The organism is Ureibacillus manganicus DSM 26584, assembly GCF_000772945.1.
GTDB lineage: Bacteria > Bacillota > Bacilli > Bacillales_A > Planococcaceae > Ureibacillus > Ureibacillus manganicus.
In genome coordinates this window covers 36358-50806 of sequence record NZ_JPVN01000022.1, presented here as the reverse complement: position 1 = coordinate 50806, position 14449 = coordinate 36358, and the positions used below count along the sequence as shown (strand labels likewise).

The 14449-nt window shown below is 34.2% G+C and carries 15 protein-coding genes; 6 read left to right on the top strand and 9 right to left on the bottom strand.

The annotated features are described in order from the left end of the window. Window positions 1–255: 255 nt before the first annotated feature. Window positions 256–1362, bottom strand: a complete 1107-nt coding sequence (locus tag CD29_RS15470; protein ID WP_036188828.1) for a DUF1648 domain-containing protein — start codon at window positions 1360–1362, stop codon at window positions 256–258. Window positions 1363–1379: 17 nt separating this feature from the next. Further along, the gene (locus CD29_RS15465; protein ID WP_036188827.1) at window positions 1380–1757 is read right to left on the bottom strand and encodes a GntR family transcriptional regulator; all 378 of its coding nucleotides are present in this window, start codon (window positions 1755–1757) and stop codon (window positions 1380–1382) included. A 432-nt stretch (window positions 1758–2189) separates the two neighbouring features. On the opposite strand from CD29_RS15465, the gene CD29_RS15460 reads away from it, so the two are divergent. Then, on the top strand, window positions 2190–3413 hold the full coding sequence (locus CD29_RS15460; RefSeq protein WP_036188824.1) for a saccharopine dehydrogenase family protein: 1224 nt from the start codon (window positions 2190–2192) through the stop codon (window positions 3411–3413). After that, the gene (gene nspC, locus CD29_RS15455) at window positions 3414–4553 is read left to right on the top strand and encodes a carboxynorspermidine decarboxylase (RefSeq protein ID WP_036188821.1); all 1140 of its coding nucleotides are present in this window, start codon (window positions 3414–3416) and stop codon (window positions 4551–4553) included. A 50-nt stretch (window positions 4554–4603) separates the two neighbouring features. Here the strand turns inward: nspC and CD29_RS15450 are convergent, their stop codons facing one another. Then, a complete protein-coding gene (locus tag CD29_RS15450) occupies window positions 4604–5788 on the bottom strand; it encodes an MFS transporter (protein WP_036188818.1) in 1185 nt (394 codons plus the stop codon). Between the two features lie 446 nt (window positions 5789–6234). Here CD29_RS15450 and CD29_RS15445 point away from each other — a divergent pair, with 446 nt between their 5' ends. Both CD29_RS15445 and CD29_RS15440 read left to right on the top strand, forming a co-directional pair. Continuing rightward, entirely contained in the window at window positions 6235–6432 is a 198-nt protein-coding gene (locus CD29_RS15445) for an SE1561 family protein (RefSeq protein WP_036188815.1), read from the top strand. Window positions 6433–6571: 139 nt separating this feature from the next. Then, window positions 6572–8122 carry a fumarate hydratase gene (locus CD29_RS15440; protein ID WP_036188812.1) on the top strand — a complete coding sequence of 517 codons (1551 nt, stop codon included), beginning with the start codon at window positions 6572–6574 and terminating at the stop codon, window positions 8120–8122. Window positions 8123–8206: 84 nt separating this feature from the next. Here the strand turns inward: CD29_RS15440 and CD29_RS15435 are convergent, their stop codons facing one another. Both CD29_RS15435 and CD29_RS15430 read right to left on the bottom strand, forming a co-directional pair. Then, on the bottom strand, window positions 8207–9151 hold the full coding sequence (locus CD29_RS15435; RefSeq protein ID WP_036188809.1) for a YihY/virulence factor BrkB family protein: 945 nt from the start codon (window positions 9149–9151) through the stop codon (window positions 8207–8209). Window positions 9152–9186: 35 nt separating this feature from the next. Continuing rightward, window positions 9187–9510: a YtxH domain-containing protein gene (locus CD29_RS15430; protein WP_036188806.1), complete on the bottom strand. Its 324-nt coding sequence runs from the start codon at window positions 9508–9510 to the stop codon at window positions 9187–9189. Window positions 9511–9686: 176 nt separating this feature from the next. Here CD29_RS15430 and CD29_RS15425 point away from each other — a divergent pair, with 176 nt between their 5' ends. After that, the gene (locus CD29_RS15425) at window positions 9687–9908 is read left to right on the top strand and encodes a DUF1128 domain-containing protein (protein WP_036188803.1); all 222 of its coding nucleotides are present in this window, start codon (window positions 9687–9689) and stop codon (window positions 9906–9908) included. Window positions 9909–10035: 127 nt separating this feature from the next. Here the strand turns inward: CD29_RS15425 and CD29_RS15420 are convergent, their stop codons facing one another. From CD29_RS15420 to motA, 4 genes are all read right to left on the bottom strand, one after another. Next, on the bottom strand, window positions 10036–10950 hold the full coding sequence (locus tag CD29_RS15420; protein ID WP_036188800.1) for a pseudouridine-5'-phosphate glycosidase: 915 nt from the start codon (window positions 10948–10950) through the stop codon (window positions 10036–10038). Beyond that, window positions 10950–12038 carry a carbohydrate kinase gene (locus tag CD29_RS15415; RefSeq protein ID WP_036188797.1) on the bottom strand — a complete coding sequence of 363 codons (1089 nt, stop codon included), beginning with the start codon at window positions 12036–12038 and terminating at the stop codon, window positions 10950–10952. The genes CD29_RS15420 and CD29_RS15415 overlap by 1 nt, the downstream gene beginning before the upstream one ends. A gap of 306 nt (window positions 12039–12344) precedes the next feature. Further along, complete coding sequence (gene motB, locus CD29_RS15410; protein ID WP_036188794.1) at window positions 12345–13109, bottom strand: flagellar motor protein MotB; 765 nt, start codon at window positions 13107–13109, stop codon at window positions 12345–12347. After that, window positions 13093–13896 carry a flagellar motor stator protein MotA gene (motA, locus tag CD29_RS15405; RefSeq protein ID WP_036188791.1) on the bottom strand — a complete coding sequence of 268 codons (804 nt, stop codon included), beginning with the start codon at window positions 13894–13896 and terminating at the stop codon, window positions 13093–13095. Before motA ends, motB begins: the two co-directional genes overlap by 17 nt. A gap of 295 nt (window positions 13897–14191) precedes the next feature. Here motA and CD29_RS20515 point away from each other — a divergent pair, with 295 nt between their 5' ends. Further along, window positions 14192–14332, top strand: a complete 141-nt coding sequence (locus CD29_RS20515; RefSeq protein ID WP_169716195.1) for a hypothetical protein — start codon at window positions 14192–14194, stop codon at window positions 14330–14332. The last annotated feature ends 117 nt before the right edge of the window (window positions 14333–14449 follow it).

Genomic DNA, 14449 nt, shown 5'->3' with positions numbered 1-14449 from the left:
TGTAGTGGACTTTCACCACCAAGTTATAAGCCCATGCCGAGCGCACAAATAAAACGTCCTACTTGCTATTATTTTAACAAGTAGGACGTTTGTTTTTCTTGTGGTTATTAATAAATCCGAATAACTAAACTCATAAACTTAATAATACTTTCTCAAATATCCCAATATAAAACCTCTGCTGCTATACCAATTAGTGAGAATTTTTGTTCACTTAATCTGCAAGTCTAGTATAAATTTCAAGGTAATCTCCCCTAATCAGTTTAAGAAAAACGGAACCAATATGATAATTAGAAGTGGAAGTAAAATAATCAGATAACCTAAAGGATTTGCAAAGTTTAAAGTGTATCCAATACCAAAACGTTTTTCTACAAAAATAGATGGGTCGTTCCGATTGAAATATACTAGGCCACCTTTCCAATAACGATCTTCATCAATGTCTGTAATGTCGCCCTCTATAATAGGATCGTTTTCTTTATCCGAACGCCCGATTTTAATGGAAAAAATAATCGTAGCGATTAAGATTATTGCTAAAAATCCAAATGGAATTATCATTTGCATTGACGTTCCTTCAAACAAATTCGGGTGAATCGTTGTTAATTGGAAAAATGTGAACAGGATTGTTACAGCAAATATTACAAAGAACATTAACCAACTAGTATATTTGCGCATACCAAGCTGTCTCTTTTTAGAAGCTGTCGCATTTGTTGCACTTAATTTAATGCCTGATTTTTTAGTCGCAATATGGATTCCTATAAACATAAATTGCATCAATAATAACATTCCAGGCATTTGGATTGCCGTGAACGGTGTTTTTGCTGTAAAAGCATCTGGTTCACCAGTTGGGCCCCAATGCGTCGGAATATTGTCAGGAAGTAATTCATAGTTCATTACTGTATAGATAATTAAGCCTACCGTGATGATCATAGGTAATATATGCACATACCAAGGTAACATTTCATCCTGAGAACGAATTGATAAGTCAGTAACCTTTACTTGCTTTAAATTCTCCGTCCATTTAGATGAGTGCTTAAGCTGTTTTATCTTTCCATGAAAATAAAAATAGAAAGATAAACTAATAATGATAATGCCAAATTCTATAAATGTTCCTATTACTACAATTTGTTCTTCGCTTAAGTTATTATTTAATACCCATATTACAAATGTAGCTAATAGGATTAGTCCAATAATAAATGTAAATAATGAATATTGCTTTTTATATTGAAGTAGCTTTTGATTACGCAAATATTGTTCTGGAATTGTAACTCCAAATATTACAGTCCTTTTTACTAAGTAAGGTATAAAGGTTTGCGCAATAGTAAGAAATAAAATGATGACTATCGTCAAAACTAAGGATGCCCCCATTAAAAGTCCTCCTCTAATTAATTTTCTTTAAAATTTTCAACTATTGTTTTAACTAATTGTTGAATTTCATATTCTGTCATCCCGAAAACAATTGCCTCCGCAATTATTGGTTTCATATCCTGCATTAACTTTTGGTAAATAGAATCATCATATCCATCATGTTTTATAATAACTGCACCTGATTTTGGTACAATTTGAATAATTCCCTTTTTCTCAAGCTCGTGATAACTTTTATTAACAGTGTGCATATTAACACCAAGATCTGCAGCAAAAGACCTTACAGAAGGCAACGAATCCCCTGGCTTGATAACTCCTCGAGCAATTCCCTCAATAATTTGATTCGTTAGTTGTGTATAAATAGGTACATCTGCATCAGGTTCAATCTGAATCATCATACTTAGGTCCTCCAATCATTTCTTCATCCCAATCTGTTATATAATTATTATAACAAATTTGTTCTACTTTTACTAGAACAAAGTCCTGATAGCTTCATTTTTTATTGCTTTTGGATAATTCTTCGAATTTATCGGACACTTTTTTTAATTTATAGGACAGTTCCCAAATTTTTTCGGACATAATTACAAATTTGTCGAACACTTTCAATGACAAATTAACAAACGAAACATAATTTCAACCATTTGGTTTAACCTATAATTGAGTTGAGATAATAGAAAGAGGACGATTAATAGAAAATCTTCTACAAATCATGTAATTATTTGAAGAATAGGCATTGATACAAAAAAAATAATTCTGTATAATCTGTTTTATTGTGCATATTTTGTTTTGCACATAATAATAGAAGATCTCATTAAGGAGGTAATAAGGAATTGGGTAAAGCATTGATTATTGGTGCTGGCGGTGTTGCTAGTGTAGTAGTGCACAAATGTGTACAAAATTCAGAAGTGTTCGAGGAGATTATGATCGCTAGTCGAACGAAGTCAAAGTGTGACGCATTAAAAGAAAAGTTAGACGGCGGTAAAACAATTATCCATACAGCACAAGTAGATGCGGATAATGTGGACGAACTTGTTGAATTAATCAATGGATTTAAACCAGATGTGGTGATTAACGTTGCTTTACCATATCAAGACTTAACGATTATGGATGCATGTTTAGCAACAGGTGTTCACTATGTAGATACAGCTAACTACGAGCCACCTGAAACAGCTAAGTTTGAATATAAATGGCAATGGGCATATAAAGAGAAATTCGAAAAAGCAGGTCTTACTGCACTACTTGGTAGCGGATTCGACCCAGGCGTAACAGGCGTATTCTCGGCATACGCATTAAAACATTACTTCGATGAAATTCACTATATCGACATTCTTGATGCTAATGCTGGTGATCACGGATATCCTTTTGCAACTAACTTCAACCCAGAAATTAACATTCGCGAAATTACAGCGAATGGCCGTTACTGGAAAGAGGGCGAATGGGTTGAAACTGAGCCTTTAGAATACAAAGAAGTTTATAACTTCCCTGAAATCGGACCTAAAGATATGTATCTTCTATACCATGAAGAATTAGAATCTTTAGCAAAAAACATCACAGGTATTAAACAAATTCGTTTCTGGATGACATTCTCACAAAAGTATATCACTCACTTAAATGTACTTGAAAATGTTGGTATGACTTCTATTGAACCAATTGAATTTGAAGGTAAAATGATTCAACCACTTCAATTCTTAAAAGCTGTATTACCAGATCCAGCATCTCTAGGACCACGTACAAAAGGAAAAACAAATATCGGTATTATTGCTCGTGGTATTAAAGATGGCGAAGAAAAAACTTACTACGTATACAACGTTTGTGACCACGAAGAATGTTATCGTGAAGTTGGTTCACAAGCAATTTCTTATACAACAGGTGTTCCAGCTATGATTGGTGCAATGCTTGTAATGAATGGCACATGGCAAAAACCAGGTGTATACAATGTAGAAGAATTCGATCCAGATCCATTCATGGAAGCATTAAATAAATGGGGTCTTCCATGGCAGGAAAGCTTTAATCCTGAACTAATTGACCTTGAACTTGAAAAAGAGGCTAAGTAAATGAAACAAATCGATTGGACACAAGTTCCTTCTCCTAGTTATATAGTTGATGAGCGCTTGCTGAAACGTAATTTAGAAATTTTAAAATCAGTACAAGATCGAACTGGTTGCGATATATTACTTGCTTTAAAAGGTTTTTCCATGTTTTCAACGTTTCCGATGGTTGGGCAATACTTAAAAGGGATTACTTCAAGTTCTCTTTTTGAAGCTCGTCTAGGATATGAAGAATTTGGAAAAGAAGTGCACGCCTATGCACCAGCATATGCTGATCATGAAATTGATGAGTATTTAAAATATGTTGATCATATTGTATTTAATTCATTTGATCAATTAAACAAATACAAAGAAAAAGTACAAAGCTTAGATAAACACGTTTCTATCGGATTACGTGTAAACCCTGGCTATTCTGAAGTTGAAACAGAGTTATATGACCCATGTGCACTAAACTCTCGTTTAGGAATTCCTTTTGATCAGTTCCGTCCTAATGAATTAGACGGTGTTGAAGGAATCCATTTCCATGCGATGTGTGAGCAAAACTCTGATGTATTAGAACGTATCTTGCCTCATTTTGAGGAAAAATACGGTCCTTATTTACATCAAATGAAATGGGTAAACTTTGGTGGTGGTCACCATATTACTCGCCCAGATTATGATGTGGATAAGTTAGTTAACTTAATTAACTATATTAAAGAGAAATATGATGTACATGTCATTTTAGAACCAGGTGAAGCGATTGCTTTAAATACTGGTTACCTAGTGACAACAGTACTAGATGTTGTGAAAAATGGTATGGATATCGCGATTTTAGATAGTTCTGCAACATGTCATATGCCAGACGTTCTAGAAATGCCATATCGCCCACAAATTATCGGTGCAAGTACACCAAACGATAAAGCACATACATATCGTTTAGGTGGAATGACTTGCCTTGCTGGCGATGTAATCGGGGATTACTCTTTCGATCAACCATTAAAAGCAGGGGACAAAGTTGTCTTCACTGATATGGCCCACTACACAATGGTGAAAAACCATATGTTTAATGGTGTCAACTTACCAAGCATTTGCTTGTATAACGAAGATGAGGGCGTTAAAGTAGTGCGTCGCTTTGGCTATGATGACTATAGAAACAGATTGTCATAAGCACTTTGGTACAAATAAAGCTTTGCATGAGGGCTCTCATGCAAAGCTTTTTATATTTTGCGCTGTAGTGGTTTCATTTTCTTTCCTGAAAATAACAAAATCATAAAAATGACTAACAAAATAAAAGAAACGAATATTAAAAAACTAATTCCTTCTACTACTTGTAAATATAAGCCGCCTATAAATGGCCCGATTAAACTTCCCAAACTAAAGAATATACCACATAGTAAGTTTCCTGTTGGCAGTAATTCTTTCGGTGTAAGGTCTGCCATATAAGTAATCCCTAGTGAGAAGATAGAACCTAGAAACATCCCACTTACTAAAAATACAAGACCAATAAGAACCTCTGAAAACTCCAATAAACTTCCAAATCCAAACACTAAACTTCCTGTAATTAAGGAGATTAACAACACTTTCCGTCTTCCAATTTTGTCACCTAATATTCCTATTGGAACTTGCGTAATAATACCGCCTATTGAGAAAGCCGATATGATGAAGGCAACAAATACTACATCAAAATTTAAACGTAGTGCATACACAGGAAATAACGCGTTAAGCGATGTTTCAAGAACACCATAAGCAAATGGCGGTAAAAATGCTATCCAGGCATATTTAAATGACAACTTATATCTCGTGAAGCTATTGGATTCTTTCGCATCTCCTTTAAGTACAGCTGGATGTTCATTATGAATAAAGAATACGAGCGACCACGCAAATAAACATAAAATCGATGAAACAATAAACGGTAGAGATTCCGAAATGCGAAGAAGTGGTGTCATTAACGGACCAATTGCAAATCCAACACCAAATGATAATCCATAGATGGCCATACTCTTTCCTAATTTTCCTTCTGGCGCTGAGCTTGTTAACCATGTTTGTGTAGCGAAATGTAAACAATGATCGCCAATCCCTATTAGTAGTCTTAAAATAAACCAAAACAAAACATGTTTCCATAGCGGAAACATTAATAGTGAAATAAATACAATTGCTCCACCAACAATAATAATTGGCTTATATCCAAATTTTCGTAATGGCTGTTCAACAAAAGGGGAGATTAATAGAGTACCTATGTATAAACCCGTTGCATTTAATCCATTTAATGTAGAAGATATTCCGTCGGTTTCAAATATTATTGAAATAAGGGGTAGTAACATCCCTTGAGAGAATCCTGAAATGGATACGATGATCACCAACGTCAAAAACCATCGTCGTTCATTTCTTTTTACTGTATGCATGCTTGTCCTCCGAGCATTGATGTTTTACGTACATATGTTAACACAACAATTACAGAATTCCTTATTATTTCGACAATATATAAAGATATTTCACTTTAAAGTATAAATTCTAACACAAAAAACCCCTAGCAATGGAAATGAATCAATCCATTTGCTAGGGTTACATCATTATATTCACCATCTTAAAGTTAAACTACAATTCGGCCAAATGATCGCCGAAAACTGTTTAAACTCCCTCCTTTTCGATTTAGAGTGAGCATTTGCATTTATTCTTTGATCATCTCCTTTGTAATACTTGTAATTACTTTACCACATAGTTAGAATATTGTAAATATTCTGTTAATAATTATTTCCAGAAATCATAATACTTTTTTAAAATACTTATTCTTCTGTCACATTTGTACATGCTATAATTGTGAGGTTATCCAATATTATGAGGTGAATTCATGTCAAAATCCATTACAGATAAAGATCAGCAACTTAGTTATTTAAAGGAACGTCTTCAAATATTTCTTGAAGTTTTAGAAGCGATTGATCCTGAAACAACAGATCTTGAAGATATCGATCGATTAATTCAGATGATAAGTGATGTAGAAGAAAAAATTGAAGTTTTTAATAATCGTGCCAATCTACTTGACCAATAACAATACGAACAGAATCAAATTTGATTCTGTTTTTTTATTTCCTCTTATATAATGTTACGAGTCTTTTTTTCATAGATTTAAAAGGGTATAATGATAGGTGGAATACGATTTTATCTAAATTTATGGGGGTTATAGATCAATGTCACAAGTGGCGACTTCTTATTTACAGACTTTAGAAAAAAGTCTTTATGATTTAGTGAGTGAAACATCAACAAACTTACCAGCAGACGTTCGTCGTGCGATTAAAAAAGCAAAAGAAGCAGAAAATTCTGGTACTCGTGCTGCAATGAGTTTAGCAACAATTACAAACAATATTGTAATGGCAGAAGATAATGTGTCACCAATTTGTCAAGACACAGGTTTACCAACTTTCAAAGTAAAAACTCCGGTTGGTGTTAACCAATTAGAAATTAAAGCAGTAATCAAAAATGCAATCGTACAAGCTTCAAAAGATGCAAAATTACGTCCAAACGCTGTTGATTCCTTAACAGGTAAAAATAGTGGAGACAATTTAGGCGAAAACTTCCCTGTCATTAAATTTGAACAATGGGAAAACGATTACATAGAGGTAAAACTTATCCTTAAGGGTGGCGGTTGTGAAAACAAAAACATCCAGTATAGTTTACCTTGTGAATTAGAAGGTCTTGGTCGTGCTGGTCGTGACTTAGATGGGATTCGTAAATGTATTCTTCACTCAGTTTGGCAAGCACAAGGACAAGGATGTTCAGCTGGTTTCATCGGTGTAGGCGTTGGTGGAGACCGTTCTTCTGGATATGATCTTGCAAAAGATCAATTATTCCGTCATGTTGACGATGTAAATCCAAAAGAAGACCTTGCTAAACTTGAAGAATATATCGTAGAAAAAGCTAACACATTTGGTGTTGGTACAATGGGCTTCGGTGGTGAAGCAACTTTACTTGGCTGTAAAATTGGTGTAGGTCACCGTCTTCCAGCTTCATTCTTCGTTTCAGTTGCGTATAACTGTTGGGCTTACCGTCGTATGGCTATTGATATTGATGCAACAACTGGGGAAATTATTAAATGGCATTACCAAGATGGTGAAAGAGTAACTTTCCGCGATGAGCCAAAAACTGAAGGTAACTCCGAAAGTAAAGTAGTAGAATTAAAAGCTCCTATTACAGAAGAACAAATCCGCGAGTTAAAAGTAGGAGACGTTGTTAAAATTAGCGGTCGTATGTACACTGGCCGTGACGCAATTCACCACCATTTAATGAGCCATGATGCTCCAGTTGATTTAAATGGTCAAATTATTTATCACTGTGGTCCAGTAATGGCTAAAGATGAAAATGGTAATTGGACTGTAAAAGCAGCTGGCCCAACAACTTCTATTCGTGAGGAGCCTTACCAAGGCGACATTATGAAAAAATTCGGTATCCGCGCTGTAATCGGTAAAGGCGGTATGGGTCCAAAAACGCTTGCAGCATTACAAGAGCATGGCGGAGTTTACTTAAATGCAATTGGTGGAGCAGCTCAATATTATGCTGACTGTATTAAATCTGTAGATGGTGTCGATCTACAAGAGTTTGGTATACCTGAAGCTATGTGGCACTTAACAGTAGACGGTTTCACAGCTGTTGTAACAATGGATTCACACGGTAATTCATTGCATGCAGATGTTGAAAAATCTTCGTTAGAAAAGCTTTCTCAATACGCTGAGCGTGTATTCTAAAATTTATGGGTAAAAAAAGATTCGCGAAAAAACGCGAATCTTTTTTCATGGCGAATTACGAATTCGTTACTTGCATAAATATTATTAGTTCGTCAATTTATCTCTATGTTTTTGCTTCATTGCCAATCTTCGACTTTGAAATGTAGCATTCACCAATCCACCAAAAATTAAAATCATACCAGTAAAGTACAACCAAAGCATCAGCACAATAACACTAGCGATACTACCATAAGTAGAAAAAATATTCCCAAAGTTGTTAATGTAGTACGAAAAAGCATAAATTAATGCAACCCATGAAATTGTTGAAAACATTGCACCAGGTAAGACGCTTATTATTTTTAATCTTGGATCTGTATTCGGTATTATCCAGTAAATTAACAAAAGTACAATAAAGATAAGGAAAGGAGGAAGAATCCATTGGACATATGTCCAAATCGTAATAAAAGACTCTTCAAAACCTAAGTAATGAAATAATTGAAAACCATATCTTAATCCTAGAATCGGTAAAGTTAAAGCTAGTAATAAAATTGAAACAAGTGCGATTGTAAAAATAATCGACCATACCCGGACAATTAAACTGTTTTTAGGCTTTGTATCATAAGCTTCATTCAAGGCTTTTATTAATGCATTTACACCTCTTGATGCTGACCACACTGTCCCTAAGATACTTATCGATAATATTCCGCCATTATTATTACTCGTTAATATGTCAACAAGGGTTCCTTGAGTTAGTAGAAATACTTCTGTAGGTACCACACTTTGCATAAAGTCAAAAACATGCTCTTGGTTTAAATTTAACAACGGAAGTAAAGCAACTAAAAAAATTAACAGTGGAAAGAACGATAGTAAGAAGAAATAGGCTAATTGGGCTCCTAAACCTGATACATCAACTGCATACATACGTAATAATAAATCTTGGATTAATCCTTTGAATGTTGTTATATCTACTTTAGACTTTTCAGGAAATAGGAAAGATGTGATTAAGTTAAGACCTTTTTTATTTGGTAATCTTTTGTCCTCACTCACCATCGAACCCACTTCCTTTCACTACTACTTAAATGGATTTAGTTAATTGGTTTTGTAAAAGTTGTTTTCGTTTCTTCCATAATATCCTGTACTGCAACTGGAATTTCTTTCACTTCGTCTATTTTATCTTTAATAAAACTAACATTGTCTTGTGTTGTTTCAAATAGTTTTTGAACTTGTGCCATTTTTTGCTCAATCATTTGTTGTAGTTCATCACGATGTGTAGCATAATATTGAACAGTATCTTTCGCCTTTTTCAAATTGTCCACCGTATGCTCTCTTGTTGTTCGATCTAACAAACTTAATGCTGCACCAACTAAAGCACCAGCAACCATCGATTTTAGTAATTTACTTTGACTCATTAATAATACCTCCATATATTGGGATTGGATTTTCTTAGGTCTGAATCTTTCTATTTCCATTTTAAATAATGTTTCTTTTTTTTAAAAGTAAATGGCCATATTGGTTATCTTATTATTGACTCCTTTAAGTTGAAATGAAATGATTAATAAGTAAATATTGAAAGGCGGATTATAAAATGGATTTATCAAACCCAACGAAAGAAAATGTAATGTTCATGATTGAACAAATTAAAGAAAAGCTCCGTATGGTTAATGTAGATGCGATGAAATCTGAACAATTTAAAGAAGATAATTATGAAGATCTACACTATCTCTACGAAATGGTAATGAAACGCAACTCGTTTAGTCCGAGTGAAATGCAAGCTATTGTTTCTGAATTAGGTTCATTAAGAAAATAAATGAATAATAAAAGAAGTTCTAAAAAGGGATACATACTAACCTGTCTTAGCTTTTGCCAACACGAAGTATTTTACTCCCTTAATAGAACTTCTTTTTTTAAGTTTTAATCGAAATAGTTAAGATGAATTATTTATTTTTTTGTAATGCCACTGCGATTTGTGATCCAATAACTGCATTATTTTTAACTAAAGCAATATTTGCTTCTAATGATTTACCTTCAGTTAATTCTTTTACTTTGCCTAACATGAACGGAGTAACATCTTTTCCTTTAATTCCTTTTTCATCTGCTTCTTTTAAAGCATTTTCAATAATTCCATTTATAAATGATGGTTCCATAGCATCTTTTTCTGGAATTGGATTTGCAATAACAGATCCACCTTTTAGTCCAAGATTCCATTTTGCACGCATTGTGTCTGCAACTTCTTCTGGAGAGTCCGCTCTTAAGTTTAATCCAAATTCACTTTCTCTTGTGAAGAATGCCGGTAATGTATCTGTACCATATCCAATAACAGGAACACCTTTTGTTTCAAGATACTCAAGAGTTAAACCCAAATCTAGGATTGATTTAGCACCTGCACATACTACAGCTACATTTGTTTGTGCCAATTCTTCTAAGTCCGCTGAAATGTCCATTGTCGTTTCTGCACCACGGTGAACTCCACCAATTCCCCCAGTAACAAACAATTCAATTCCTGCTAATTCTGCTGCAATCATTGTTGCAGCAACAGTTGTTGCACCTAATTTTTTAGTAGCAACTAAGTAGCCTAAATCTCTTCTAGATGCTTTAGCTACATCTTTTGCATTACCAAACATTTCAAGTTCTTCGTCTGTTAAACCGATTTTAATTTTCCCATCGATAATTGCAATCGTTGCTGGTACTGCACCGTATGAACGTACGATATCTTCAACTTCGCGTGCTGTTTGAACATTTTGTGGGTATGGCATTCCATGAGAAATGATAGTAGATTCTAGCGCTACGATTGGTAGCCCTTTTTCCTTAGCTTCTAATACTTCTTGTGAGTATGATAAATATTTTTCCATTATGAATTCCTCCAATTTGATAACTCTTCGATTGATAAGTCAGTTCTTACTGTATAATCTGATTCGATTGTTTTCGATGCATTGTATAATCCTAATCGAACAGCATCTTCAAACAATTCCCCTACTAAAACACCATGCATCATTGCACCTACAAATGCATCTCCTGCACCTGTTACATCATTTACTTCATTTACTTTGGTCGCTTCTATATGTTTTATGCCTAAAGAACTTCCAACAATGACACCCTTATCACCAAGTGTCAAAACAACATTTTCAGCACCCATTTCAAGTAATCTTTGGGCTGCGTTCATAAAATCATTCATATCTTCGAATCGATTATTTAAATACGTTTCCGCTTCATCTAAATTACATATGAAAAAAGAAACTCCATTTAAAGTATTTGGCATATTTTTCATTTTTGAAGAAGATACTGGGACGATGGTAAATAGTATATTCCTACTAATTGCTAAATCGCGTAAGTATTCTACTGTCTCTTTAGGACAGTTTAAATCTACAATTATACATCTTGAATTTAGTAAGATAATTTCATGTTTTCTTAGTACATTTGGCGAGAGTAAATTATATATAGACATATTGGCAAGCCCTAATACTAATTCACCTTCATTATCTAATATCGCCGAATACGATCCTGTTTTTTCTTCTTCCAGGTGATCAACTAATTCAAAGTCAATATAAGCACCGCTTGTTTCCTCTATAAAAGTTGCATCCTGATCTTTTCCCATTAATGTGATTAATTTCACTGAGTGACTTAGTCTTCCTAGGTTTTCCGCAACATTTCTCGCTACTCCACCCACACTGATTGAGGTAGTAGCAGGATTTGATGTTCCTAATTGCACTGCCTCATTTAAGTGAAACTTACGATCCACATTTGCCCCGCCAATTACAATAATGACGTCCTTTTCTGGCAAGATGTAAGCACGTCCAACAATTTCCCCTTTTTTCATTAAACCAGATATAATATTGGCTAATGTTGGCCGAGAGATGTTCAATTGTGCTGCCATATCTTGTTGGGACAAATAAGGATTCTTTTTAATCATTTCTAGGACTTGGATTTCTTTTTCCGTCAACATACAGCCCTCCATATAATTCAAATCGCCTTGACGTATTTAAGCTCAGTATTTAACCAGCATATAAAAGTAACTAGTATATAATTCTTTAGCTTCCGTCAGAGGCTTTACTTCATTCAGTCGGATTTGAATCCTCATAGATGGACTTACTTTTTTAAATTTGTTTGCTCCACTTATTAATGTGGGGACTTAATAACTGAATGAAGTTAAACATCTGTTCAACATTATAAACAATTGTTTAATAAAAATAAAGAAAAAATGACAAAATCCCATTTACTTTTTTTAGCTTGAGATTTTGTCATCAAATTATTCTATATTATTTGTCGTTCCGTCTTCATTTACTAATTGCCGAATTAGTACATCGACACGTCTATTTTGTGATCTTCCTTCTGCTGTGTCATTTGAAGCAACAGGACTATACTCGCCATAACCCTTTGCACTAAAATATCTCGGGTTTAGACTTGTATTACGTTCAACAATGATTTCCAGTAAGCTAACAGCGCGCATAACCGATAATTCCCAGTTCGAGCTAAATTGCCCACCTCTTTGAGGCACATTGTCTGTATGACCAGATATGACAATATGACGCGGTGAATCCATTTGAAGAATTTGAGATAATTCTTCAGCTATAGGTATATACTGTGGCTTTATATCAGCCTTTCCTGGATCAAATAATACATTATCACGTATTGTAATGAGTAATCCTTCGTCTGTCATAGATGTTACAAAAGTATTTTCTAACTCATTTACTGCTATTAGATTATCCACTTCGCCTTGTATTTCTTTAAGAGCTTCTTGTTCTTCTAAATATGCTTTTTGTTCATTCGTTAAAGTCTTAACAATATCTCCCTGTTCAATGACCGCATTTTCGTCCAAAAATCCAGTACCGCTATCAAATATCCCATTAAAAACTTGTGACATTTGCAACATTTTATCTTGGTCAACCGTACTAGATGCAAAAAGAACTATAAACAAAGCTAATAATAAGGTTAATATATCTGCGTAGGGAACTAGCCACGATTCGTCCATATGGTCTTCGTGCTTTTTACGACGTTTACTCTTCTTTGCCAAGGCCGTTCGCCCCGCTTTCAGCCGTTATTTTTCTACGTTCTTCCATTGTTAAATAAGAAGCTAATTTTTGTTCAATGACTCGAGGTGCTTCACCTTCTAGAACAGATAACACCCCTTCAATCATCATTCTTTTTTGTCTTGCTTCCTCAGCAGATTTACGTTTTAATTTATTGGCAAAAGGATGCCATAAAACATATCCAGTAAAAATACCAAGTAAAGTAGCAACGAAGGCAGCGGAAATTGCAGCACCTAATTTGTCAACATCTTCCATTTCCTTTAAAGCAGCGATTAAACCTACTACTGCTCCGAGTACCCCTAAAGTAGGGGCATATGTACCAGCTTGAGTAAAAATCCCAGCACCTGATGCATGGCGATCTTCCATCGCTTCTACTTCTTCTGTTAATACATCACGAATATAATCAGCGTTTTGACCGTCAATAGCTAAAGATAAACCGTTTTTCAAGAATTGGTCTTCTATATCTGCAGCTTTACTTTCAAGAGCTAATAATCCCTCACGTCGCGCAAGATCAGCCCAACTTGAAAACATTCTAATAATTTCCAAGTCACTTGTTAATTTTCTTTCTTTAAATAAAATTCCAAATAGCTTTGGAACACGTTTTAACTCCTTCATTGGGAATGCGATTGTTACTGCAGCTATTGTTCCAACAATGATTATTAATAATGCGGCAGGGTTTATTAATACGTCGGGCCCAACACCTTTGAAGAACATACCAGCAATTAGTGCAATGAATGCAAGTATAAGTCCTATTAAAGACGAAATATCCATATGTTTACCTCCAATTACTCACCTATCTTTTATTTCGACATTTTTATGATTTTATTAACATTCTTCATTTAAGTATAAGGGGAAATAATATATTTTTCGACGAAATTATGAACTTAATCATAGAATTAACATAGAATACTATCTTTAAATTACTATTTTCCAATTTTCTCATTGTCAAAATTTCGACTCAAGTGCATCATATTGGCAATAGATTTTTCTCGTTTCCCTAACAATTTCAATACATTATATAGTATAATATCTTTAAACTACTTGGTTTATAGAAAGGGGTTTAATTATGGGCTTATTTATTTCAACAGTAGCAGGATTCTTTACAGTTTTAATGATTAGTATGGCAATGTTCATCCACTATTTACGTGTAGGATTAAATTCACATTCATCAGTAGTAATTGATCCAAAACCAACAGAAAAATACTAATAACTTGAAAAGTCGACAACAGTCATGTAACTGTATTTGTCGACTTTTTTTATTATTTTTTGGTATAGTATAAAAAAACAATTGTCTTTTCTAAAAGGGCTAGTTGAAAACTAAAAA